The 24837-nt window shown below is 34.1% G+C and carries 21 protein-coding genes; 7 read left to right on the top strand and 14 right to left on the bottom strand.

The genetic code is table 11. From position 1 onward, the window contains the following. Window positions 1–19: 19 nt before the first annotated feature. The 7 genes from IPK14_26960 (at window position 20) to IPK14_26930 (ending at window position 6890) form a co-directional block, all read left to right on the top strand. The gene (locus tag IPK14_26960; GenBank protein MBK7996880.1) at window positions 20–994 is read left to right on the top strand and encodes a hypothetical protein; all 975 of its coding nucleotides are present in this window, start codon (window positions 20–22) and stop codon (window positions 992–994) included. Between the two features lie 3 nt (window positions 995–997). Further along, a complete protein-coding gene (locus tag IPK14_26955; GenBank protein ID MBK7996879.1) occupies window positions 998–2083 on the top strand; it encodes a TrkA family potassium uptake protein in 1086 nt (361 codons plus the stop codon). Between the two features lie 545 nt (window positions 2084–2628). Next, window positions 2629–2925: a DUF4388 domain-containing protein gene (locus IPK14_26950; protein MBK7996878.1), complete on the top strand. Its 297-nt coding sequence runs from the start codon at window positions 2629–2631 to the stop codon at window positions 2923–2925. Between the two features lie 6 nt (window positions 2926–2931). Further along, on the top strand, window positions 2932–4281 hold the full coding sequence (locus tag IPK14_26945) for an exodeoxyribonuclease VII large subunit (protein MBK7996877.1): 1350 nt from the start codon (window positions 2932–2934) through the stop codon (window positions 4279–4281). Window positions 4282–4312: 31 nt separating this feature from the next. After that, window positions 4313–5329 carry a methyltransferase domain-containing protein gene (locus IPK14_26940; protein MBK7996876.1) on the top strand — a complete coding sequence of 339 codons (1017 nt, stop codon included), beginning with the start codon at window positions 4313–4315 and terminating at the stop codon, window positions 5327–5329. A 23-nt stretch (window positions 5330–5352) separates the two neighbouring features. Beyond that, a complete protein-coding gene (locus tag IPK14_26935; protein ID MBK7996875.1) occupies window positions 5353–6135 on the top strand; it encodes a hypothetical protein in 783 nt (260 codons plus the stop codon). Window positions 6136–6149: 14 nt separating this feature from the next. After that, window positions 6150–6890, top strand: coding sequence for an SDR family oxidoreductase (locus IPK14_26930; protein MBK7996874.1), 741 nt, complete (start codon window positions 6150–6152; stop codon window positions 6888–6890). An 89-nt stretch (window positions 6891–6979) separates the two neighbouring features. Here IPK14_26930 and IPK14_26925 read toward each other — a convergent pair whose 3' ends face one another. The 14 genes from IPK14_26925 to IPK14_26860 form a co-directional block, all read right to left on the bottom strand. After that, window positions 6980–7600 (bottom strand): Uma2 family endonuclease, encoded by a 621-nt coding sequence (locus tag IPK14_26925; protein ID MBK7996873.1) that lies wholly within the window; start codon window positions 7598–7600, stop codon window positions 6980–6982. An 86-nt stretch (window positions 7601–7686) separates the two neighbouring features. After that, window positions 7687–8226 carry an elongation factor P gene (efp, locus tag IPK14_26920; GenBank protein MBK7996872.1) on the bottom strand — a complete coding sequence of 180 codons (540 nt, stop codon included), beginning with the start codon at window positions 8224–8226 and terminating at the stop codon, window positions 7687–7689. Window positions 8227–8366: 140 nt separating this feature from the next. Then, on the bottom strand, window positions 8367–8819 hold the full coding sequence (locus tag IPK14_26915) for a VanZ family protein (protein MBK7996871.1): 453 nt from the start codon (window positions 8817–8819) through the stop codon (window positions 8367–8369). Window positions 8820–8826: 7 nt separating this feature from the next. Then, a complete protein-coding gene (locus tag IPK14_26910; GenBank protein MBK7996870.1) occupies window positions 8827–10677 on the bottom strand; it encodes an ABC transporter ATP-binding protein in 1851 nt (616 codons plus the stop codon). Further along, the gene (locus IPK14_26905) at window positions 10677–12371 is read right to left on the bottom strand and encodes an ABC transporter ATP-binding protein (protein MBK7996869.1); all 1695 of its coding nucleotides are present in this window, start codon (window positions 12369–12371) and stop codon (window positions 10677–10679) included. Before IPK14_26905 ends, IPK14_26910 begins: the two co-directional genes overlap by 1 nt. Window positions 12372–12480: 109 nt before the next feature. Continuing rightward, window positions 12481–13851 (bottom strand): tetratricopeptide repeat protein, encoded by a 1371-nt coding sequence (locus IPK14_26900; protein MBK7996868.1) that lies wholly within the window; start codon window positions 13849–13851, stop codon window positions 12481–12483. Beyond that, window positions 13811–14626, bottom strand: coding sequence for a hypothetical protein (locus tag IPK14_26895; GenBank protein MBK7996867.1), 816 nt, complete (start codon window positions 14624–14626; stop codon window positions 13811–13813). Before IPK14_26895 ends, IPK14_26900 begins: the two co-directional genes overlap by 41 nt. Before the next feature lies 1 nt (window position 14627). Beyond that, window positions 14628–15428: a bifunctional hydroxymethylpyrimidine kinase/phosphomethylpyrimidine kinase gene (gene thiD, locus IPK14_26890; protein ID MBK7996866.1), complete on the bottom strand. Its 801-nt coding sequence runs from the start codon at window positions 15426–15428 to the stop codon at window positions 14628–14630. Continuing rightward, entirely contained in the window at window positions 15412–16068 is a 657-nt protein-coding gene (locus IPK14_26885) for a thiamine phosphate synthase (protein ID MBK7996865.1), read from the bottom strand. Before IPK14_26885 ends, thiD begins: the two co-directional genes overlap by 17 nt. Beyond that, window positions 16031–16348, bottom strand: coding sequence for a hypothetical protein (locus IPK14_26880; protein MBK7996864.1), 318 nt, complete (start codon window positions 16346–16348; stop codon window positions 16031–16033). Before IPK14_26880 ends, IPK14_26885 begins: the two co-directional genes overlap by 38 nt. A gap of 53 nt (window positions 16349–16401) precedes the next feature. Next, complete coding sequence (locus tag IPK14_26875) at window positions 16402–19554, bottom strand: tetratricopeptide repeat protein (GenBank protein ID MBK7996863.1); 3153 nt, start codon at window positions 19552–19554, stop codon at window positions 16402–16404. Window positions 19555–19717: 163 nt separating this feature from the next. Beyond that, window positions 19718–20359 (bottom strand): ribonuclease HII, encoded by a 642-nt coding sequence (locus tag IPK14_26870; GenBank protein MBK7996862.1) that lies wholly within the window; start codon window positions 20357–20359, stop codon window positions 19718–19720. 13 nt (window positions 20360–20372) lie between these two features. Then, window positions 20373–20570 carry a hypothetical protein gene (locus IPK14_26865; protein ID MBK7996861.1) on the bottom strand — a complete coding sequence of 66 codons (198 nt, stop codon included), beginning with the start codon at window positions 20568–20570 and terminating at the stop codon, window positions 20373–20375. Between the two features lie 328 nt (window positions 20571–20898). Continuing rightward, window positions 20899–24618, bottom strand: a complete 3720-nt coding sequence (locus IPK14_26860) for a choice-of-anchor D domain-containing protein (protein MBK7996860.1) — start codon at window positions 24616–24618, stop codon at window positions 20899–20901. Window positions 24619–24837: the final 219 nt, after the last annotated feature.

The following is a 24837-nucleotide window of genomic DNA, read 5'->3' as shown; positions in this document are numbered from 1 at the left end:
CTTACTGGCTTAAAACTATATGCTTAAAAAAGCTTTACTAGCTTTAGTTCTCACCATTTGCTTTTATAATGTTGTATTTTCTAATCCGCAAGAAAATAGCTCTCAGAATAATACTAATAGCCTATTAGAAAAATATGTCAAACTTGATGATGTTGGGGTTTTAAGGCTACTTTATCCCAATCAATCTTTAAGCTATCAAACTCCTTCAGAAGATAAAGAAAAACCTAGCCGGGAAATTCGCTATCAAGTAGGTGATATAGAAAGTCATCAAATCTCTGTTCTTAGTCGAACAATAGGCAAATTTACACAAGCTGAAACAGAAGAAGTATTAGCTTTTATTGCTGTAGAAAGTGGCAATGATCCAAAAGCACCTTACCCAACAGGCACTTACGCAGTTTTATTTAATATTGATAAAAATGGAGTTGCTCAAAAAATTGCTCAGTCAGCAAACCTTTATAAAAAAGGTTCTCCATTTACAACAGATAAAGCTTGGCAACCAGCTTTGATAACAGATATAGACTTTGATAAACAAGATGATTTAATAATGTTACAGACTCAAGGAAAAGGAGATAGTAGCTACACGATTTACCGATGGGATGGAAAAGATTTTTCACAAGTTCCAAATCATCCAGCCCTAGCACTTCTTTCTTTTTATGCTAATTTAACGGCTGCGGTTCAATTAGGAATAACAGAAGAAGCAGCTAATGCAAAATTAAATGCAGCTTATGAAACCTTATCAGCAAAAATGCAAGGTCAACAAACTATAGATTCTCTTCGTCGTCGGTTTAAGGAAATCAAAGCTGTAGAACTAAACACACTTAAAGTAATGATTAAAAGTGAAACTAGCGCGTTACTGCGGATTCAGTTTAGACTTATTGACACAGATGCAACAAAACAAACCTTTGAAGGAGATTATCAAATTAGACGATTTGATAATCAATGGCTAGTAGACAATGAGCGATTAAAATCCATCAACTTAACTTTAGCTAAATAATTTGTGCCAATTTATAAATATTCAAAATTATATAAATCGGCTCAAAAATTCGCTCGCAAACTAAAAAGGTATGCTATTACTGAACTGAGATTGCTGCGTATCATTCAACATGAATTTCGCTTTTCTCTATGGCTACTTATTATTGAGTTAACTTTAGGAACGACTTTAATTCATTATTATTACCCTTACCCGCACAATAGAAGAACAAATTGGACAGAAGATTTTTACTACACAATTCATGCTATTTTTGGAGAACCCATCTTAGCTTATCCACAAGATTCTTATTTAGAATACTTATTTATTTTGCTCCCTATTTTAGGAGTTCTAATAATTACAGATACTATTGCACGTTTAGGTAGTTTGCTTTTCCAAAAACGTAGCCAAAGAAAGGAATGGCATATTTTGCTAGCTTCAACTTATACAGATCATGTAATTGTTTGCGGTTTAGGGCATGTTGGCTATAGAATTGTGCAAAATCTACTACGTAATAACCTAGAGTGTGTAGTTATAGAAATGAAAGAATCTTTATTTGTAGAAGAAATTCGTAAACTAGATATTCCTGTAATTATTGCTGATGCACGTCGGGAAGAAGTCTTAAAACAAGCAAATATTTCTAAAGCCCAAGCAATAATTGTTGTTACAGATGACGACTTAGCAAATTTAGAAATAGCTATTGATGCTCGATCTCTATCGCCTAATATTCGGATTGTTATGCGAATGTTTGACGAAACTTTAGCCCGTAAAATTGCTAAAAGCTTTAATATTCATTGTGTTTTTAGCACTTCCGCTATTGCTGCACCAGTTTTTGCAGCAGCAGTGACAGAGCATAATGTAATAAATTCTTTTGTATTTAATAATGTCCAACTTAACACTGTAGAGTTTGTTGTAAGCGAAAGATCCCAACTAATTGGCTGGTCATTGGATCAACTGCGTAGCCGATTAGAACTTACCATTGCACTTTATCAAACAGAAGTAGAAGTAGATTGGAATCCAAACCCAAGTTTCATCCTAGAAACAGGTGTAAAACTTTTAATTATTACAACATCCGAAAGCTTGCGTGATTTAGAAAAATTAAATAAACCTGCTTAGATAAATTTAGGTCACAACTTTTTTTAGTTATGACCTAGCAAGTGTTTTTACTGGATTAGTTTTATTGAGGCTTGCGAAAATTATCGTTAATCTTTGTTAATCAAATCTATTACTCGTTGTTGTCCTTCTACCATAAAATTACTTTTTATGACCTATTCTTTAGCATCAACAGTAAAAGAAAATGGATCAAAATTTTGTGCATTTGTTGTAGTTGTAAATAATGTAAAAGAACCTGTTAGAGCTAAAAAGCAATTAAATATAAAAATAATTTATTACGCATAATAACTCCAATATTATATCTTTAGTAAGTAATTTATGCTTGTACCAAGTTAGAAGACAACTTATAGAAAAAAGTTTGGAAAATTTTGGAAAGTTTTTGCAGAAAAATAAAATAACAAATCAACTTGTAGCTAAGATTTTAGACTTGCACCTTAAGCCATCGTGTATTATTGTTATTAACACAAAGACACAATCTACTTTTAATAAAAATAATCAAAAAAATATTATATCTAGCGTCATTGATTTGTTAGGGATTTGGAGGCCGTATGGCATTAAAGGGGCGAATACCAGAATTATCTGTTACGGATCTAATTATGATTCATTGTTTTGGTCGAACTCGTGCTTGTGTCAAACTAACTAGTGATAAAACTAAAGCAGAAATATATTTTGATAATGGAAACATTATTGATGCTCGTTGTGATGCTAGTACAGGCATGGAAGCACTATACCGAGCCTTTTCAGTAACAGAAGGTAAATATCAAGTTGAGCTTAATGTAACTTCTCAGCAACAAACAATACAAACTCCATGGAAAGATATCTTAAAATCATTAGGAATCTGCTAGCATTGCATGTCTTTATTAGAATTACTTATAAACCAGCCTAAAGCCATTACAGTATCCGAGTTAACTACTCAAATTAAAGATCTTATAGAAGCAGAATTTTATGATATTTTGGTGGAAGGTGAAATTTCAAATTTTAAGGTTCATAGCTCTGGTCACTGGTACTTTATCTTAAAAGATAATTCAGCCCAACTACGTTGTGCAGCATTTCGCAATCAAAATATTTATATTCGCCCTCGTCCAAGTGATGGAATAAAAGCTAAACTTCGCGGTAAGATTTCTTTATATGAAAATCGTGGAGATTATCAGCTAATTGTTAGCAGCATTGAGCCTATAGGAAAAGGTGATTTACAAAAAGCATTTGAGCAGTTACAGAATAAACTATTAGCAGAAGGTCTTTTTGATGCAATATATAAAAAACCTTTGCCAAAATTTCCTTTAGCTATTGGCATTGTAACAAGTCCAACTGGAGCAGCAATCCAAGATATTTTGCAAGTCCTCTATCGACGTAATAAATCTGTCAATGTTTCAATTTATGCAGCACATGTTCAAGGGGAAACAGCAGCAGCAGAAATTGCTGAAGGGATAAATTATTTTAATACTCGTGATGATATTGATGTGTTGATTGTAGGTCGCGGAGGGGGTTCAATTGAAGATCTTTGGCCTTTTAATGAAGAAATTGTAGCAAGAGCAATATTTGCATCTCGTATCCCTATTATTTCAGCCGTTGGGCATGAAATAGACTTTACTATTTCAGACTTTGTTGCTGACCATCGCGCCCCAACACCTTCTGTAGCGGCTGAAATTGTAGCTGAACGCCAAGACGAATTATCAAATTTAGTTTCTTACTACGAGGAAATATTACTTAATAATTTAGAATATTTACTACTTAACCAACATAACAAACTAACAAGTTTGCAGTCTCAGCCTGGTTTTGATGTTTTACCGAAAAAATTATCTCAATATCAACATAGGTTATCTAATTTAACTCACCGTTTAGAAAGATCTCTCCAAGAAAAACTCTCATTAGAGCAAGATGAGGTAAACAATTTAGCACTCCGCTTAGCTAGTACAGAATTAAAAAGTTCTTTGCAGCAATCTAAAAATCAATTACAAAAACTCTCTTTGCAATTACAAACCAATTTAAATAAACAGCTACAAAAACTAACAGATCAATTTCACTGTAATATTACTAAATTACAAACTCTTAGCCCATTAGCTGTTTTATCTCGTGGTTATTCATTGGTTTGGACAGAAAATAATCAACTAGTAAAACGCCCAAACCAAGTTGCACCAGGCGACAAGGTTCGTGTACAACTATCTGAGGGAGAAATAATTTGTATCAGAGATTTAGAATAGATATTTAGAACCTCTTGAAAAAGGAAACATTATGACTAACAGCAAACCGCGTATGGTGACACCAGAAAAAATTGGACGGATTATTTGGGCTGGAACAGAAACAATAGCATTAAATACAGCGGTCTATTATGATCTTTTTACTCATATTGCTAATGGTAAGTCTTCGCCTCGTGATCTAGCACGGATAACTAAATGTTCTGCTAATGCTATTGAGCGGTTGCTTAATGTGTTAGTAGGGATGGAGTTATTAACCAAAACAGGAAAAATTTATGCTTTAGAACCTGACGCAGACGCATTTTTAGTTCGTGGCCGCCCTGTTTATTTAGGTGATATGGTAGCGCATGGAGTAGATATATTAAATAATTGGAAGAACCTCCCTCAAAGCATTGAATCTGGAAAATCTTCTTTTCAATTTGATAGTCAAAAGAACGGAGAAGAGTTTTTTAGCCATTTAGTTAAAGCTCTTTTTCCTGCTAACTTTGCAGTTTCTTGTGCTGCTGCTGCCGCTTTTAAGAAGAAGAAAAAAAATATTGAAAGCGTTTTAGATGTTGCTGCTGGATCTGCTGCTTGGAGTTTAGGTTTTGCCCAACAATATCCAGAGTCAAAGGTAACTGCATTAGATTTTCCTAAAGTCTTAGATGTGGCTCGTCAATATAGCTCACAACTTGGAATAGATTCACAATATGACTATTTAGCTGGAGACTTAAACACGATTTCTTTTGGTAAAAATTGTTATGATCTAGTAATTTTGGGGCATATTTGTCATAGCGAAGGTGAAAGACGTAGTAGAAAATTAATAAAAAAATCTGCTCAAGCATTAAAATCCGGTGGAACACTATTAATTGCTGAAGTCCTGCCAAATGAAGACTATACAGCACCTTTAAGCGCGTTGCTTTTTTCATTAAATATGCTTGTTTTTACTAGCGAGGGGGATGTTTTTCCTGTCTCACAATATAAACAATGGACTGAGGATGTAGGGTTAATAGATTTTGAAGTTTTAGATAAAATTCCATCTCCTTTTCCTTTGTTGCTTGCAACTAAACCTTAATAAAAATTTTTAGGCGGTAAGTTATGAAAAAAAGTTTGTTACTAATTTTTAGCTTTTCTTTAGTTTTAACATTAAACTTTTTAGCTTTTTCACAACAAGAACAGTCTTTTCAACCTCAAGATAAAAATATAGAAAAAGCTGATCTAGTAGCAAAAGCAAAAAACTTACTTTTATCAGCACGTAAGGCAAAAAGCGAAAAACCTTTAAGCGAAATTAAAGACATCAAAACTATTAGCTCTGTACAATTACTTTTAGGAGGTAATGGTTTTGAAGCTACAAATGAAACTACTATTAAATTTCCAAATAAAACTTTAAGCGTTATTTCAGGCCCTTTTGGTGTAATTAAAAATGCTTATAATGGAGAAATTGCTTGGACACAAACCCCAGGCGGAATCCAAGAATTAGTAGGAGATAAAACCCTAGAATTTCAAAATGTTTTAGCAGGTGATCCTATTTCCATACTTAATAATTTTGACCAGCAAAATTATCAAGTAACATTTTTAGATGAAAATACATGGCAAGAACAAAGCGTTAACACAGTTTTATTAACTACAAACACAGGACATGAAATTAAAGTTTACCTTGAGCCAAAAACTAATATGATTATTGGAAAATCATCTCAAGCTAAGGTAGGCGGCAATACTTTTACTAATGAAGAACTTTTCTTAGATTTTAAGTCATTTAATGGTGTTCAAATTCCTATGAAACGCCTATTAAAACGTAATGGTCAAGATTTTGCAGCAACAACAGTAAAAGAAGTTATTATAAATGCTGGAGTAGAAGATAAAATTTTTAATAAACCATAGTAATTAAAGTATATATGGAAATTTTTAATAAAGTTGTGATGTTAACAGGTGGGGCGCGTATTGGGCAAGAAGTAGCAATTTCCCTTGCTCAAGAAGGCGTGTCTGCATTTTTGCTAACTTACTTAACCTCTGAAAATGTAATGAAAGAACTTGCTACTAAATTAGAGGATTTAGGAGCTAAAGTTATTCTTAAACAAGTAGATACAAGCCAAGAAATTGCTATAAATGAAGTGATAGATTTAGCTTTAGCAAAGTTTAGCAAAATCGATATTTTACTTAATATGGCTTCAACTTATATTGCACGACCAACAGAAAATTTAACTTTAGCTGATTGGCAAGCTGACTATAACTCTAATGCTACCAATACTTTTTTATGTATAAATAAACTTGCTCCTATTATGCGTAAACAAGGCGCAGGACGTATAATTAATTTTGTTGATTGGACAGTTGCAAGCCGACGTACCGAATACCCAAGCTTTGTTTCTTATTATGCTGCTAAACAAGCTGTAATTGGTTTAACAGAAGCTTTTGCCTTAGAGTATGCTCCAGAAGTACTAATTAATAGCATTGCCCCAGGCCCAATCATACCTCCAGTTAATCTACCTCCAGAATTAGTAACAGAAGTTGCGGCCAAAACCCCATTAAAACGTTGGGGTGGAGCAAGTGAAATCGCCGAAGCTGTAAAATTTTTTATCCGTACTAACTTTGTTACAGGCGAATGCCTTCGGGTTGATGGCGGAAGACATTTACTATAAGTAAAGTTACTCTATCCCCAATTCTTTTAATTTTTGCTTAAGTCGTTCTTTTTCTAATCGTTCTTTTTCTAGCTCTGATTGGGTTGTCTCTAGCTGTGAGTTGTAACTTGAGTTCTAGCTAATTCGGCTTGGGTAGTTTTTGCAATTCTATCTAATTCTTCATAAGTTAGAAATTTTTCTCCATCTGGTCGATAAATTTCTAGTTTTTCATTAGTTAGCTCAAACCTAACACCTAGTCTTGGACTAGTCCAATTTGTAACATTAAGAATTTCCTGTAAATTCCCTTCCTGACGTACCCAGGCCCAAAACAAGTTATCATCTGGGTCATAAACATAATATTCTTCTACTCCATAAAGGTTATAGAAGCTAAATTTTCTTAGCATTTCTGGGACAGTATTACCAGGAGAAAGAATTTCAAAAACAACTTGTGGAGCAATATTTTCTTCTGCCCATTGTTTATAAGAACCTCGATGACCTTTGGGACGGCCTATTGCTACCATTGCATCAGGGGCTTGGGAAATTTTTGGATTTCCCTTTACTGGATACCAAAGCAAATCACCTGCAACAAAATCATTAGGCAACATTGCATTTAGCCCTTCTTTAATTGTCACTATCCATTCAAATTGCTTAGTATTTTCCGCCATAGGCTTGCCATCACTTTCAGGGTAAAAAATGAAGTCATCTGTTGTTGTCTCAATTAATACTGACATAATTTTTCTTCCTTTTTGATATTTTAATTTGGTTAACAGATGATAAAACAAGCCTATTTTAGCAATATTTTATCTTTATTTCACTACTATTTTCCACCACGAGAAACAAAAGTTTGTGTTCTAGTATCAACTTTAACAACTTCTCCAATTTCAATATAAGGAGGGACTTGTATTTGAAGCCCTGTTTCTAAAGTAGCAGATTTAGTTTGAGCCGATGCTGTAGCACCTTTTAAGGCTGGTTCGGTTTCCGTTACAGTTAAATCAATGGAATTTGGCAATTCTATCCCTATTGCCTCACCATTATAAATTTGGAGTCTTAAATCTAGCCCATCTTTAAGAAAATAAACGGCTTGATCTAAAACTTCAGTTGTTAAATTAAATTGTTCATAGGTGCTTAAATCCATAAAAACATAGCTATCCCCTTCTAAATAAAGAAATTGCCCAGGGTTAGTTTCAAAATTTGGTTCTTCAACTTTATCAGCAGCACGAAAAGTTTTTTCCAAACTTTGTTTATTTAGCATGTTTTTTAACTTAGCTTTTACCAGCATTGTAGCACCTCGCGCCGACGGGGTTTGATGTGCAACATCTGTTATTAAATAAGGAACTTTATCAAGCTCAATTAACATGCCTTTTTTTAATTCTGAAGCGGTATATAACACAAATATCTCCTAAAAAATAAAATATATAAGTTAATTTTTCAAAAAATCATAAACCAAATAAAAATTAAAGCCTAGAGCGTTATTGCTAGTTTGTATTTCTGGAAATCCTATTTGTTAAATTTAGTCTTTTTTATCTTAAAAAGTATTAATAACGCTGTTAGCCCACCTAAAATATCTACTAAACTATCTTGTAATGAAGCACTACGATTTCTTACAAATGATTGATGGTATTCATCTAAGAGTGCAATTATTATTACAATAATTGTGCTAAATAGTAGCCAGTTTATTTTCCAAGAGTTTTTTTTTGCCGCAAAAATCCCAAAAATTAGTGCTGAAAAAATCCCAAACTCTATAAAATGCCCAAGTTTACGAATCGCTATATGAATTAAATGAATTGTAGAAGTTTGAAAGGTAGGAAATAGCTCTCTTAAGTAAACCTCAATATAAGAAGCAGTTTTATTAGCTCCAAAACTGCTAGTTGAAAAACTACTAATAATCAATACCCAGGCAATGCTAGCTAATGTAAAAACTAAGCTACTAGGTTGGTATTTCCAAAACAAAACTATACTACCGGGTACTTACCGGCTCCTCCCGATATTGAAGTTGATAAAGTTTATAATATATACCCCGTTTAGCTAGTAATTCTTGATGATTGCCCATTTCGCGTAATTGTCCTTTGTGCATTACCATAATTTTATCTGCACTTTGAATAGTAGAAAGACGATGTGCAATAATTAAAGAAGTTCGACCTGCAAGCAAAGTTTTAACCGCATCCCGAATTAATAATTCTGTTTCTGTATCAACTGACGAAGTAGCTTCATCTAAAATTAATACTCTAGGGTTAAATGCTAGCGCACGAGCAAAAGAAAGTAGTTGACGTTGGCCTACGGATAAAGTTGATCCTCGTTCATTTAATTCGGATTTATAAGTATTTTTTAACTCAGAAATAAACTTGTCAGCATGTACCTGTTTAGCTGCGTCCAGCATATTTTGTTCAGTAATATTTTTATCGCCTAAAGTAATATTAGTAGCAATATCACCAGAGAATAAAAATACATCTTGCAATACAACCCCAAAAATTTGTCTTAGTTCTTTTAAGTCAAATTCTTTAATGTCTACCCCATCAATAAAAATTTGTCCTTTTTGAATATCATAAAATCTCATTAGTAGGCTAGATATAGTTGTTTTACCAGCACCAGTATGACCAACAATTGCAATAGATTGGCCTGGCTCAATCTTAAAAGACAAATCTTTTAGAATCCAATTTTCATCTTGGTAAGCAAACCAAACATTGCGAAATTCAATAGCCCCTTTAATTTTTGTTGTTTTATAGGGTTTTTCAGGAGAAATAATAGTTATAGGTGTATCTAAAAGGCTAAAAATTCTTTCAGCAGAAGCCATTGCAGCTTGAAGAATATTATATTTTTCGCTTAAGTCCATTATAGGCTCATAAAAGCGTTGTGTGGCTTGAATAAAGAAAATCAATGCTCCTAAAGTTAATGTGCCTTCTAAGATTTGTAGCCCTCCATACCAAACAATAACTGCTGTACCTAAAGCACTTACCCAACCAATAGCTGGATAAAAAACTGCATAATAAAATATTGTTTCTATATTTACCTGACGATGCTCATCATTTATGGTCTTAAATTGCTCAAATTCTCTTTTTTCTCTATTAAATAGTTGTACTATAGCCATTCCCATAATATGTTCTTGTAAAAAAGAGTTAAGCAGAGCTATTTTTACCCTAACTTTTCTAAAACCAACAGAAGCATTTTTCCTAAACCAAGCTGTAACACCAATCATCATTGGTAAAACAAGTAAAATCGCTAAAGCCAGTTGCCAATTAACTAAAAATAGAAAGGTTAAAATTCCAACTAAAGTTAAAACATCACTAACTAGTGCAACAAAACCAGATGTCATTAACTCATTAAGTGAGCTAACATCCGTAGTTAAACGAGTAATTAAACGTCCAACAGGATTTTGATCATAAAATTGTAATGGGAGTTTTTGAAACTGTGTAAATATTTCTTTACGCATATCATACATAATATGCTGTCCCATTGTATTAAGAATAACTACCTGTAAATAAGATAAAATAAACCCTAGTATAACTACGAGGAGATAAAGCCCTGTAAAAAAGAGTAAAGCTTCTGAAATAGAAGGGTTCCAATCTAGCAATTTGAAAGATTGTTGTAGCAGACGGGAAATAAAATTTAACTGTGATTCTGCAATAGGTTTTAAGTAAAGATCTACTGCCATCATTGTTATATTTAACCCAATTAATTCAACAATAGAATTAAAAGTAATTAATGGAACAGCAATAGCAATATATTTGATGTAAGGGTGTACATAGCCTAAAAGCCTTTTTGTTAAAACCCCATCATAAAGTTTCCCTTTAACTTCTTCTTCGCTAGCCATTAAGTTGCTGCTAACTCCTCTTCTAGTAACTGTTTCTCATAAAGTTCTGCATAAGCACCACCACGAGTTAAAAGTTTTTCATGTGTGCCACGTTCAATAATTTCTCCATCAGAAAGTACAACTATTAAATCTGCCATTTTTACAGTAGAAATCCGATGGGAAACAATAATACTTGTTCGACCAGACATTACACCTTTTAAGTGTCCTAAGATACGCTCTTCTGTTTCAGTATCAACAGCAGAAAGAGAATCATCCAGAATTAAAATTTTAGGTTGACGAATCAAAGCACGAGCAATAGCAGTTCGCTGTTTTTGCCCGCCAGAAAGGGTAATTCCCCGCTCTCCTACCATTGTATTAAACTCTTCTGCAAAAGCTTTAATATCTGCTAAAAGCCCTGCTTGTTCAGCAACATTTTCAATTTCTTTAGGATCTGCTTTTTCTACTCCAAAAGCAATATTTCCTGCAATTGTGTCTCCAAAAAGAAAAGTGTCTTGTGGGACATAGCCTATTGCTTGCCTTAAAGTTGCTAGAGGTATATCTTGAATTGGATAACCATCAATAAAAAGTTGACTTTGAGCAGAGTCAAATAAACGTGGAATTAGATTAATTAAAGTAGACTTGCCAGAGCCAGTATGACCAACAATTGCAATAGTTTGCCCTGCTTCAATTTTTAAGTTGATATTTTTTAGTACTGTCTTTTCACCATAGCTAAAAGTTAGGTTACGAAATTCTATTTCACCTTTTACTTCTTTAATTTGTTCTTTACCTTCATCTTTTATAGTAACTTCTGTATTTAAAATATTATTAATTCGTTTCATGCTAGCCATACCACGTTGGTAAAGACTAATAACATAACCTAAAGCAATCATCGGCCAAATTAATAAAGTTAAATACATATTAAACTCTACAAATCTGCCTAAACTAATAGTTTGATTAACAACTAAACTACCACCATACCAAAGCACAACTACTGGGCCAATTCCTACCAAAGCGCGAAGTACTGGCATAAACAATGCTTGTATTCTAATTAAACCCAGGTTTCTTATGACAAACTCTTTATTTAATTCTTGAAATTTTTCTATTTCATAATCTTCTCGCCTATAAGCACGAATTACCCGAACACCTGTTAAATTTTCCTGCGCTCGTGCAGTTATGGAAGCAAAATATTCTTGGATTTTCTCAAAACGATCATGTATTTGTGTAGAAAAATACTTAGTTACTAAAGAAACACTTAGTAAACTTCCTAGTACTAACAAAGTTAGTTTTAAGCTAATAGCAATCATTACAGGAATAGCAACAATGGTTACAACTACTGTATTAAGAAAATACATAATCGCTGGGCCAATTAACATTCTTACTTCGTTAATATCGCTAGTAGCCCTAGCCATTAAATCTCCAACCCGGTTTTGCTGGAAAAAACTATATTGTAATTGTTGTAATTTTTCGTAATAGTCATTCCGTAAATCGTTTTCAATATCACGAGACATTACAACTAAAATCCAGCGTTGACTAAATAGAAAAATCCCTTTTAGAGTAGCAACACCTAAAACCAGGAGTCCATAAGTAAAAAGTTTTTTTTGGGTTAATTGAATTTGTAGGTCATCAATTGCAAAACGTATAACTATTAGACAGCCTACAGTTAACTTGCCCCAATAACGTCGATAATAAATAAGGATTCGCTCAAAGTTTGTCATAGAATAAAGTCAATTTACTCGCTTTGCTTATTTTTTGCAACATCACAAAGCTTATTGCTACAGTAGTTTTTAGGGATATCTAAAAAAGGATTTTTAAGTGCTAGAAAATTTATAGCTGATATCGGTCTAAATCTTGTAGTTGAATAAGATAACTACGATTTGTTGGTTCCAAACTAGTTAATTGTTTTAAGGCCGTTTTAGCATCTTCCAAAAGCCCTTGTGAGCGTGCTTCTGTTGCTAAAGATTGAAGTAAGCGTTTTAGATTAACCTCATCATTAATTAATATATAAAAATCAACCAAGCGTTTTATAGTAGGTAGGTGATGAGAGTTTTGACTTAAACAACTTTCAAGTAAACTTGCTACTTGTTGGGATTTTTGCTCTGAAACTAATATTTGTAAACATTCATCAACAATTAACCCTACATAATCTAAATTTCCATCATATAAAAATCGTCGTCCAAGTTCTAGGAACTCACTAGCAAAATTTTTATCTAATCTAAATAAAGAAGAAAAAGTCTTATAAGCATTCTCTAATTCATTAGCTTTTAAGTAAGCATGTGCTAAAGCTCTTAGTAAATCAACATTAGTAGGTTCACTTTGGCAAGACGGAACTAACATTTCAATAGCTTTTTCATTATCACCTAGTTGTAAGTAAATATAACCAAGCATTGTAAATGCTAATTGATGAAAAGGTTTAACCGTTAATATTTCTTCATAAACTTCTGCTGTCTGCTTGTATTCATTTTGTGCATAAAGTGTTTCTGCTGCTGCAAGTAAACATTTTAGAGCTTGTGGTTTTTGTTTTTTTGTTAAATAAATAGTAGCTAAACGTCTTTGATTATTAGCATCGTTTGGCGAGAGACTAACAGCAAGTTCTAGTGCTTTAAGAACTCCTTCATTATCATTAATTTGACTAGCATTCTCAACAATCCTTTCACATTGTTGTAAAGCTATTTCCTTACAACCTTGTTCTGAACATATATTAGCTAGTTTTAAGCTAGAAGTTATATCCTTAGGGTTAAGTCTATGTACTCTTTGATACATCAACATAGCTTGAGGGATTAAACCTAATTCTAAGCAACGTTCTGCAATTTTTCCAAAATTATAACTAGCTTCTAAACGTTTATTAGCTGGCAAATAAAGTTCTGCTAATCTAGCCGCTATAGCTAAATTATCTGGTTCAGCTTCAGCAATTTTTTCAAATTCTGTGATGGCAGCATTAAAATTACGTTGCTCAATATATTTGCTAACTTGTTGTGCTAGTTGGATACGGGTTTTATTAGAACTTCGATTAGTTTTTATCCACTCAGTAAGCTTATTAAAAATACCTCCTTGTGGTGTCAAGGCAAGTTTAGGAGCTTCTGACGTTTGAGCTTGTTTAGAAATTTCCGAGTACCAATATTTTAATAATTTTTCCTGGTCTATTCCTCGAATTTCATCATAAAATATGACTATAGGGCCCGATAGATAAACTATCATCTGAAGTTGTAGAAAGTAGTTCTATCGTTTCTACTAACATTACTAATGGATGAAGACTTAGTAAAATATTACTACGACGAGATTTTAAGGCTATTCGGCCAAAAGGACAGCCGGGAAATCGTCTATTTGACATAGCTTGACTAATAGCATATGCCCCCATCAGTATTTCAGCCGTTGCCAAACTAGCTGTTGAAGGTTGTGCTATTGCCTCAATTTCATCCATAGGATCATGAAAATAAAGTGAAGGTAAATTTGCTAGAAAAATAGCTTGCCCATAAAGCCCTTTTAATAAAGGCAAATAGCTTTGAAAATCTGCCTCTGCTTCAAATTCATTAGCTTTAACTTCCCCTCTATAAGGATATTCCTTAGCAAATTCTAAGAGTGCCATTATCAGCCCACTAGTATCATTTCGTAATTGTGCATTAGGGTTAAATTCAGAATAAAACAGTAGGTATAGTTCTGGTTCAAATATAGTTTCTTGGCTATGATTAAATAAAAATAAATTATCTATTAGTAACTTAAATATAGAGCTTGCTTTTAGGTTAAGTATTTGCTCAAGATTTGCACTAGAAAATTGAGGTGTAACTAAGCGTGTACGGTAACTATCTTGTATTGTGATACATAAACAATATTTCAATAATGCTTCAAATGCACCTGTTAGTGATCTTGCTTTAGCAAAAGAATCTTCCTCCATTAACACTCTTTGATATTTTAGTGCTAATGGTATAGGGTATTCACTTAATATTTTTTCGTCTATTGGTTCTAAGCTTGGCATATTAGTAAAAGCTAGAAAAATGATTAAGCAAATTATCTCCTCGCCCTAATCTTTGTGCTGACATTAAAGAATTAGTCAGAAAGTTTTTAGCAATCTCTATAGATTTTATCAAATCATTTCCACAAGCTAAGGCTGCACTTATAGCGGAAGAAAGGGCGCAACCTGTTCCATGTGCAGTTTGTTTTATACGTGGAGAAGAAAAAATCTTGTAATCCTTGCCATTATAAAACAAATCTATTGGATCTCCTGATAGATGTCCCCCTTTAATTAAAACTGCTGTTTTACTGATTAAATTTAGTTTTGCTGCGGCTTGTTTCATATCTTCTAAATCTAAAATCGTTTCATTAAGCAATATAGCAGTTTCCATTAAATTAGGGGTAATCAAAGTAGCTAATGGGAATAACTTATTTATAACTAGCTCTTTAGCTGTTTCTTCAAGTAAAGGATACCCGCTAGTTGAATAAATCAAAGGGTCTATTATGACAAATTTTGTTTTTTGGGAAACTAAAAAATCTATTACTGCTAATACAATTTCATTGTCACCTAACATGCCTATTTTTACTACATCAAACGCAATATCTTCAGATAAAGCATTAAGTTGTTTTGTAACCAAATCAGCACTTAAAACCATAGAACTATGTACTTTTGCTGTATCTTGAACAGTAATTGCAGTTGTGACAGCTAAGCCATAACAATTAAAAGCAGCAAAAGTTTTTATATCAGCAGTGACCCCTGCACCAGATGTTGGATCAAAACCAGCAATAGATAGTACTACAGGTTGCTTTTTACCTTTTAAGCTCATTTACTAATTTGGGTAAATCTGAAGTTTCTAAAAATAACCTAATAGCAGCTAAACCTGCCACTTTAGAATCTAATACCTCTTTGGCATTTGATTGATTTATTCCGCCAAGCGCAATTATAGGGCATTTTACAGACTTTACTGCTTGTTCTAAAGCGGCTAAACCTAGAGCCGGGCCATAAATAGTTTTAGAAGGAGTATCAAATATTGGGCTAAATAAAACATAGTCTGCCCCTTCTTTAGCTGCTAGTTGAGCTTCTTTAATGCTATGTACAGCAACACTAATAATAAACTTTTTACCTACTAGTTTTCTTACTTTATTAATAGGAAAAGAATTGCTTGGAAGGTGAATTCCATCTGCTTCATAACTTAAAGCTATATCTAAGCGATCGTTTACCAAAACTTTAGCATTAGTATTTTTTGTTTCTTTGGTTAATTTAGCAACAAAATTAGAAAGTTTATCTGCTGGAATATCTTTTTCTCTAACTTGAATAATATCTATTCCTGCTTGTGCAGCAGTTTGACAGAAATTTAGTAGTTGGGAAAGTGTTGTGTCTAAATCAAAAAGTTGATGATTAAGAAGTGTAGAAAGTAATTGTTTACGATCAGTTATCAGACATAGTTTGATGTTGGGGAGATTCATCTTCTTTTTTTTCTATTTGAGAAAGTGTAGCCACTGTTTTGTGAAAATTTTTTATTTCCCAAACACAAAACACCAAATTAACAACACCTAAAGCAGAGACTGCACCACGAACATAACCACTTTGAACAATACCAACTAATTTTTGCCAATGTAAAAAAGAAGTGATGTATTCCAGGAAAAAATTATCTACCCAAAACCCTGACCAAGGTGCAATAAGTAGTACAATACCTATCTCAAAACAGATTGCAATATAAAAAATAACAGTTACTTTTGCTGACACAAGCCCCCAACATAGCTAATAAACTACTAAAAGCTTATTAGGTAAGCAACGATTTATTGTTCTTCGCGCATTTTTTCTTGTAATTCACGAATTTTAGTACCAACATCCCTATAGTTTATATCTAAGGCATAAACTTCTTGTAAATATTCTAATGACTTATCATTCTCACCTAAATGCTCATAAGCTTCTGCTAAATCAAAACGCATTGCTTGATATTCTTCTTCTGAACGTGCTGGAGCCTCTAGTCCTCTTTTATACCAAACAGCAGAAGGGCGTGCCATATTGTTTCTTAAGAAACAATATCCTAGCATATTACAACAGTTAAAATAATTTCCATCCCCACTAGTTGGAGAAGTAGCCTTAAAAGCTAATTGGAACTGCTCTATTGCATCATCAAAGAGTTCCATATCTTTATAAGCTAAGCCTAAATTATAATGAGTTTCATAATCTGGTTTATCAGCAGTTTCAAATTCATTAACAAAATCTTTAAATATAGAACCTAAGTCTGATTGATCAGAGATAGCAGAGGATGAGGTCGAAGAAGTTGATTTATCAACAGCAGATTTATTATTAGCTGCGGCTATTGGCATCATATCGCTAGTAGGCATATCATCTAGCTCTGCTTCAACATTAGAAATCAAATCATCAAATAGCGATCCTCCTTGAGGAGGCATAGCTGTTTGAGCGCGAGCAGATAAAGCATCTGGAATAGGTGCTGGTGTTGGTGGAGGTGGAGCAGTTCTTTGTATTGCTGGAGGTTGTGAAGAGGTATTTGATATACCTCCAAAAAGCTCAAATCCTGCACCTTCTTTTGGTTTTGATTCAAGGATTGCTGAATTAGGTAATTCCTCTATTACTTCCAAATCTGAGCTAGTTTTTAATAAATTAGCAACTGGTGCTGATGCAGGTGTTTGGCGATTAATACCCATTTGGGCAAAGCGTCGTAAAATTTCAGGATGGTTAGGATGCTGCTTTTCAAGGTCTTCTAATGTACTCCGGGCTATTTCCATATAACCTTGAGCAATATAAAAATCTACACCTTCTAATTCATCTTTAAGAATTTTGTCTTTAGCAATTTTACCTGTATTAGTATCCTCAATATTGATTTCAAAATTAGCATTAGGTAACGCAGGGGTTTCGCCTTTTGAACCTAGTGGAACAGCCGCCACACTTGATGATGATTGTGAACTAACTGAAAAAATATCTGCAATTGATGAAGGAGGTTGTGCAGATGACTTAGAGGGAAACTGAGACGCTGCTGCGTGATTAAATAAGTCTGGCATTCCTCCTTGTGGTGATGATTGTGGTGTTTGGTTAAAGAAATCAAATCCGCCCATAGGAGTTGTTGGAGCAGGTGTTGAGGCAGATGGGCCGGGTGGTTGGTTAAATAGATCTGGCAACCCATAGGACAAAGAAGAATTTGAAGTTGCGTTTGATGATGGAGTAGCAGGTTTACTAAATAAATCAAATCCGCTAGGAGTAGAAGCTTGTGGTTGATAGGTTGTACTTTGAGGCTTAGCAGCTACATTAAATGGATCGGATTTTGGTTGGGCAAATGATGGTTGCTCAAAATTAAAATCTCCGTCCAAACTAGCATTTAAGTCTATTTCAATTCCATCAGAAGCTGTTTTTGCAAAATTTTGCCCATTATTTTTAGCTGTTTTATTTAAAGCAGGATTAAGATCATATGCTTCTGACACTAGGTCAGAAGCAAGGGCCCTATCCCCTTTTGCTTCATAAAGCTTAGCCAACTCTAAGCATTGATTAGCGGCTTTTTCTTCCAATCCCCCATCTATATAAAGCTGTTTAATTTTTAATCTTGATTCAATATGATTAGGATACTGATTAATTAGGTCTTCTAATATCTGTGCAGCACTATCAGCATAACCTCTACTAGCAAACATTTCTGCTTCTCGTAGTTGTCTTTCAATTATTTGGCTATCTGTCTGTGGTTGTTTATTAGCTGAAAGTGGTGTAGTTGCAGCAATTGCTGGTTCAAAACTTGTAGGTATAGAATAAGCAGGTTTACTTGGTTCAACTGCTGCGCCTAAGCTAGCTAAACGTTGTTTATAGGAAGGTTCATCTGGTTCAATTTCAACTAGTTGTCTTAAGGACTTAATAGCTTCATCTTTTTGTCCTTTACGTAGTGCTACATCTACAATTAGATTAAGTGTTGAAGCTAGGTTATGATCTTCTCTAATACGTGTATAAATATCTGTTAGCCGTTTTAATGCCAACATATTGTTAGCATCATACTCTAGGATATTTTTTAATAAAGTAACACCCTTTTCTTCTTGACGACGAGCAATAAGAAGATCCATACAGCGATCAATTGCTCCGATAGTGCGATCAAATTTGCCTACTTCTAAATAAGCTCGTCCAACTTGTATTAAGTAATCATAGCGAGATTTATCTAATTCAAGTAAATGGCTAAAGGTAGCTTCTGCTTCTTCTAGTAATTTAGCACTAATATATGTACGGCCTAAGATTACTAGAATATCTACATCATTAGGGTTACGTTCAAGAGCAGCAGACAACATATTTACAGCACTATGAATATCATTTTGTTGAATATACACATCTGCCAAAGATTTTAAGGACGCTTTTCCAGAAGGATTTATTGAAATAGCCTTAGTTAAAGCAGAGATAGCATCAGGTAGTTTCCCTTTTTTAGCAAACTCTTGACCAGCATATAAATAAGCATCATGTGCTTGATCATTAAGTCCTTCTAAATGGTAGTTTTCTGCTAGCTTAAGTCTAACAGCCGTATTTTCTGGATCTAAATCAGCGATTTTTTGTAGTACCTCTAAGGCTCTTTTGGCTTGTCCGTTACGTTTATAGGCATCAGCAACAATTAAATACTGCTGACGAGCATCAACAATTAACCCTTGTTTTGCATAAAGATCGGCTAACTTTAAGGACGTTTCAAAGTTGGATGGTTCTAACTTACTGATTTTCTTATACATAGCAATGGCTTTTAGGGTAAAGCCATTTTCACGATAATTTTCTGCAATACGAGAAAAATTTTGAATTGCTTCTTCTGTTCGGCCAGCACGAACACAAAGATCCCCTAAGGTGTTAATCATAGTAAGATCATTAGGGTCGGCATCGACAATCTTTCTATATTCGTCTATTGCAGCAACGATTTTTCCTTGCTGGACATATTTCTCAGCCGATTTTAATACCTTTGCTTTATTGAATGACATACTCCGGCCGCTCCGCAGTGAAGACTAGTTTTTGAGTTGACTGTTTTATTAAGGGTTTAAGGCTAAAAACTAACATACAGATTGCTCTATTGTCAACCGCTTTGTCTAAAACGCTAGAAAGCCAAAAGTGTAGCATTTAGCCATCTTTAGGGTTATTTTACTATCAACTAACAATTAATGGTAAAGTAGGTTGTAAGTCTAATGTTTCTACTCCCCGAAAACTACGACGATGAATATCACACGGGCCATATTTACGTAAGCTATCTAAGTGTAAGACAGTTGCATATCCTACATGCTTTTCAAATCCATAATTAGGCCAATAGAGTGCATAATTATACATTAGTTTATCTCTAGCAACTTTAGCAACAATTGATGCAGCAGCAATTGAAACAGATAAACTATCACCTTTGATAATAGCTTGTTGTTTTATTTTGAGTTTTGATAATGCAAATCCATCTATTAAAAGATAGTTAGGGGGCAATTTTAAGTTTGTTATGGCCTTGGTCATTGCTTTTAAGCTAGCTTGATGGATATTAATTTTGTCTATTTCTTCTGGAGAAACTTCAGCAATTGAAACAGCTAGGGCTGATGCTTTAATTTCTACTGCTAATTTTTCTCTTTGTTTTTGACTCAAACGTTTAGAATCATTTAACCCTTTAGGTATATTATTTAGATCTAAAATCACTGCCGCGGCAAGGACTGGCCCCGCTAATGCACCTCGGCCAACTTCATCAACTCCAGCAATCAAATTAAAACCATCAATTAATAATTTTTGTTCTATTTTATCTGTACAAGTATTTACCATATTAGGCTTTAAGCTATTTATCTAAATTTTTATGTTGCCAACAATAACCAGGTTTTTTTATTCTACGTTGGCATTTTTTGCCTTTACGGGTTTTAGCACCACATAGTCGTTCTTCTTCAACAACAAGTTTACTTGCTAAAGGTTTACTATCTACAAAAGGCATAGGAGTAGGTGAAACCCTAGCAGTTATATCTAGTGACCTATTGGACATACAAATATTTATTAGTATTATTGGAAAAATAATATTAACCAAAAAAATTAATAAAATTTTTTTTAGTAGAAAGCTTTTTTCCAATTTTTTAATACATTTACTACAAAAATAGCTATAAAAAAATATTTTTTGCCAGAAATATTTTTTTATTAGTTTTTCTCCACAATCACAACAAAAATTACTTTTATATAGCTTAAACATAATAATCTCCATTTATTGATAAGTTAATTATTTTTTAGCAATAGACGGAAAATTTTGTTTAAAGCGAAAATAAAAAAGCCGAGGTTTCAAACCTCGGCTAAATAAGATTTCTGTAGTATAGACTAAGTTATTGAGCAACTACACTAGCAGGAGAAGAAGAAATTCCATTTGGATTTCGGACAGTAATAGTAATTGATGAACCTGGACGTGCTAAATCACTAATACGTTGTCCTGAAGATCCAACAACATTTCTTCCCACTCTAAATCTATTACCATTGTTGGTAAGACTTAATGGGAAGGTGCTATTACCTATAACAAGTACTGCCCCTGGTTGAATGTTAGAATTAGTAGAGAAACAAGTAAATCTACCATTAGCAATTGTTGGGTTAAAGAGAACTGGTGGTTGACCAATTGTAAAGTTAGCTGAACTATTACCCATACCAACATTGTTATTAGTATCTCTAACTAATACTTGAACTCTAGCGGCTGTTGTTTCTATGCCATTTGGAGCAATGGCATTAAAGTTATTTTGACCACTTTGTGCTATTCCACTACCAATAGTAGTATCAAAACTACCACCACCATTAGTAGAAAGTCTAATTTCAAAGTTAGCTACTGCAATATTATCTGTAGCACTAAAACTAACCATAAATGATTGTCCTGCGGCAACAGCTAAACCTGCAGAAGGTGAAAGAACTTGTACTATAGGAGCAACATTATCTGTACCACTTCCAGTAAGCGGGACGCTTAAAGTTGGTTTTTGAGTATCATTAGTAGACATAACTAATGTGGCATTCTTAGGCCCTGGGCTAGAAGGTGTAAAGCCAACTGTAATTGTTCCTATTGTGTTTGCTCCTATTGTTACAGGAGCAACTGTGATAACAGAAAATCCATTACCACCAGAAATAGACATAGAGCTAATAGTAAGAGGTGCAGTACCATTATTACTAATAGTTACGGCTTGTTGTGGAGCAGCTTGACCGGTTGGTACTAAACCAAAATCAACACTTGTTGTAACAAGGTTAGCTGATGGAGCAATACCATTACCTAATAATGTAATAGTTTGTGTTGGGACATTAGAAGCAACAGCTACTAAACCATTAGCAGCACCTGGTTGACCAGGAGTAAAGGAAACTTGGAAAGTAGTTGATTCATTTGGCCCTAGGCTTAAACGTGCTGGAGCAGTTACAGAAAACCCTTGATTTGCACCAGCTTGGACAACTGGATTGCTTAAAGTTAATGTAGCATTACCACCGTTTGCTAAAGTAATTGATTGTGTTGCTGTAGTATTAACAGGAACATCTCCAAAGTTAACGTTATTAGGTTGTATTCTTAAAACAGGTGCTGGAGGATTAACTGCATTACCAGTTAATGGAACACTTACAGGAGTATTAGAAGCACCAACGCTGGAAACTAATAATGTACCTGTTTGAGGCCCTGTAGGTGTAGCTATACCTGGAGTAAACGATAAAGTAATCACATTACCTTGTACACCAACAATGTTAAATGCAGCACCACTTGTAGCAGCAAGAGCAGCAGTAAAGGTAAAGGTAGTATTTGGAGGTTGGCAACCACTATTAGTAACAGTAACTGTCATATTTACACTGCTACCAATATTAACCGTACCAAAATCTACTGAGGCTGGAGTAACAGCAATAGTAGACTGACATCCATTACCTGTTATATTGATTGATGTTGTCCCTGTACAGCTATTTGAAATATTTAACGTTATACTCTGGTTAGTATTATCCGTTGGTGTAAATGACACTGTAAAGGTTTGCGTTTGGCTAGCTCCTAAAGTAAATGGAAGGCTAGGTAAACCACTTAAAGCAAATCTAGCATTATTTGCTGAGAAAGCTATATTAGTAAAGGTAATTAATGAGTTTGAAGTATTTGTTAAAGTTACTGTTTGATTACTTGTAGTGTTAACAGGAACATTAGCAAAAGTTATTGGGCTAGGTGTTGCAGTAAATGAACATTGACCAACACCACTAACAAATTGAGGCGTTACACCAATAGAGAAAGGAGAAGTGCTTCCATCACCTGTTGTAATTGTAGCAGTTAAAAATACTGTTGGCGTTTGTACAGGTGTTAAGAATGGAGCAGGAATAATTAAACTTGCTGACCAATCAACAGCATTGTTATTTACTGGATTTGGTTGGAAGGAAATTACACCATTTAAGAATAATTGCCCCTCTGCAAACTGATCTAATGGATTACCTAAAGGAGCATTAAACTCTGCACCTCGTTTGCTTACAAATACTTCAATTACAGCATTGTTAATATTACCTGGTACACCATTATCTAAGAAATTTGCTGTACCTTTAATTGTTGTTTGACCAGTGCTGGTAATAGTTATAGCAGAATCTATTTTAATTAAAGAACTTAGCGCATTTGGAGAGGTAGGAGCAATAATTTGCGCATTATTCATATTTTCATTACCAGCCAACCCAAAAATATTTGGTGTAGTTGGGGGTACATCTGGAGGATTCAAGAAAATATTGTTTTGGGTAAATGTATTAAAATTACCTGGTACACCAGTAGTGCTAGTAAGATAAGTAATACCACTAGTTGGTGCAAAAGGAGGTGTAGTAGCAGGATTAGGTTGTAGTGGTGATGCTGTATCATTGTTAAAAGCAATGTTATTGTTAGCAATAACATTAGCAAAAGCAGCAAAACCAACAAAAATACCACCACCTTTATTACTACGTGGTGCTGGCATTGCTGGAGTGACCGGATCAAACGGCGCACCAGTGCCTAAGTTATTACCTCCAATATCATTAAATTGAATGACATTGTTATTTGGGTTTGGAATCCCTGCAACACCTACAGTACCTATGTTACCTAATATAATACCAGGGCCACCATTACCAGAAATTTGGTTAAAGTTAGCACGTTGTGTACCACCAATAGTATTCCCATTAGCAGCACCAGTAAATGAAATACCTGCACCAAAATTAGGTATTTGAACTGAACCTGTAGAATTAACACCGATTCTGTTAATAGCAACAGTATTAAATTGTGCTTGTGTATCTCCACTGCTTAAAGAAATACCATTACCAAGACCTATAGGAGTAATACCCATAACACCATTACCTGAAACTAGGTTTTGGGTGACAGTGTTAAATTTAGCATTTCCTACTGTTGATAGACCAATACCATCTAAAACATTAGGTCTAGCCATTTGACCGCTAGGATCTATACCAATATTACAATTTTGAATAGTTACACTGCTTGTAATATTATCTCTAACATTAATTCCATAGCCTAAATTACCACCAATAGTACAATTAGTAATTCTGTTACCAGTAGCACCTGATTGGATACGCATACCATCTAAACTATTAGCAATACTTAAGATAGTACCAGGAACTAAAGTAGTACCAACTCGGTTAATACCAATTCGGTTATTATTAAAAGTATTATTTTGTGGAATAGGAACTTGTATAGAAATACCATTGACCAAAATACCATTTTGTGCAGCAGTACCTATAAAGTTATTTGACACAGTGCTGTTAGAAGAGCCACTTAAGACTATGCCATTACCATTAATTGGGCCAGGGGTAATAGTATCACAATCTAACCCTATGTTATTTGTATTAATCATATTACCGTTACTATTAGAAACAATACCATTGTTTGGAGTATTGATAATAGATAAACCTCTAATAGTACAGTTAGGAGCAGATGAAGTGATAACAAAACCGCCACCACTTAAAACAACTCTTGGGCCTAAAGTGTTATTAACACCACTTGCTGTAGTTGTATTAACTACAGTGCCATCAATCATAGTACTAGGAGCTAGAATTGGTGGTAAGTCGCCTGTTAAAGCAATAAACCAATACATTTGGCCGTTGGCTTGTGGCCCGCAGAAAGAACGAGTATCAGACTCAACGTTTACATTAGTTGGGCCTGAAGTGCTAGATAAAGTTTGGAAACCAGCACCTTGATTTATAGTTCCATTAACTAAAAAGTCATTATTTAAGGCTGTAATAGCTTCACGTAAGCTTATACCTGTACCGCCGCCTCTTGCACCAAGTGGGCCAAGTAAAGCATTTAATTGTGC

It is taken from the genome of Blastocatellia bacterium (assembly GCA_016713405.1).
GTDB lineage: Bacteria > Acidobacteriota > Blastocatellia > Chloracidobacteriales > JADJPF01 > JADJPF01.
Note: the sequence above shows the minus strand (reverse complement) of the source record. Positions and strands in the feature narration are given on the sequence as shown.